This window comes from Tahibacter caeni (genome assembly GCF_024609805.1).
Lineage (GTDB): Bacteria > Pseudomonadota > Gammaproteobacteria > Xanthomonadales > Rhodanobacteraceae > Tahibacter > Tahibacter caeni.
The window spans coordinates 1-1309 of record NZ_JANFVR010000629.1; the positions used below are offsets into that span (position 1 = coordinate 1).

The 1309-nt window shown below is 71.1% G+C and carries 1 protein-coding gene; it reads right to left on the bottom strand.

Translation table 11 applies throughout. The features are described from left to right. A partial coding sequence (locus NON22_RS24430; protein ID WP_257389582.1) for a type I polyketide synthase occupies positions 1 to 1309 on the bottom strand: 1309 nt, incomplete at both ends.

Consider the following 1309-nt stretch of genomic DNA (forward strand, 5'->3'; position numbering starts at 1 on the left):
CGCCGCCGGCGCCGAACGAGCTGATGCCGCTGCGCCGCGGCTGGCCGTCGCGGCGCGGCCACGGCGCGAGCGCGGTCTGCACGCGGAACGGCGTGCGTGCGAAGTCGATGTGCGGATTGGCCGGCTCGGCGTGCAGCGACGGCACGAGCGCGCCGTGCCGCAGCTGCAGCAGCACCTTCGTCAGCGCGGCGATGCCGGCGGCCGATTCGAGATGGCCGATGTTCGACTTGACCGAGCCGATCGCGCAGCGCCAGCCGCTCTCGTCGGTCTCCGCCAGCGCCTTGCTCAGGCCGGTGATCTCGATCGGGTCGCCGAGCGCCGTGCCGGTGCCGTGCGCTTCGATATAGTCGAGCGATTGCGGCGCGATGCGCGCCTGGTCGAGCGCGGCGCGGATCAGTTCGGCCTGCGCGTTGGGGTTCGGCACGGTATAGCCGTTGGTCTTGCCGCCGTGGTTGATGCTGCTCGCGCGCACGACGCCGTAGATGTGGTCGCCGTCGCGCAGCGCGTGCTCGAGCGGTTTCAGGAACACCGCGCCGACGCCTTCGCCGGGCACGTAGCCATCGCCGCCGGCGCCGAAGCTGCGGCAGCGGCCGTCGCTCGCGGCGAACTTGCCCTGGCTCAGGGTCAGATACTTGTGCGGATGCACCGAGACGTTGACGCCGCCGGCGATGGCCGCGTCGATGTTGCCGCGGCGGATCTCCTCGCAGGCCAGATGGATGGCCGTCAGCGACGACGAGCACATCGTGTCGAGCGCGATGCTCGGCCCGTGCAGGTTGAAGAAATACGACACGCGATTGGCGATCGACGCCTGCGACGAGCTCGGCACGCCGACGTGGCCGGCCGCCAGCGAGTCGACGCCGTAGAGCTCGTACTGGCCCCACATGACGCCGACGTAGACGCCGGTGCGAGTCCCGGCGAGGCTCTGCCGGCCGTAGCCGGCGTCCTCGACGGTCTGCCAGGCCGTCTCGAGGAACAGGCGCTCCTGCGGATCGAGCAGCTCGGCTTCCTTCGGCGCGATGCTGAAGAACAGCGGATCGAACTTGTCGATGTCCGACAGGAAGCCGCCCCACTTGCTGTAGCTCTTGCCGGCGCGGTTGCGGTCCGCATCGAAATACCGCGCATGGTCCCAGCGCCCGGCCGGGATCTCGGTGATGCAGTCGCGGCCGTCGCGCAGCACTTCCCAGAAGCGGTCGAGGTCGTCGGCCTGCGGATAGCGGCCGGCCAGACCGACGATCGCGACGTCGCGCTCGCGCGCCGCGGGCGCCGTTGCCAGCGGCCGTCGCGCCGCGATCGCCGGCGTCGCGGCGAC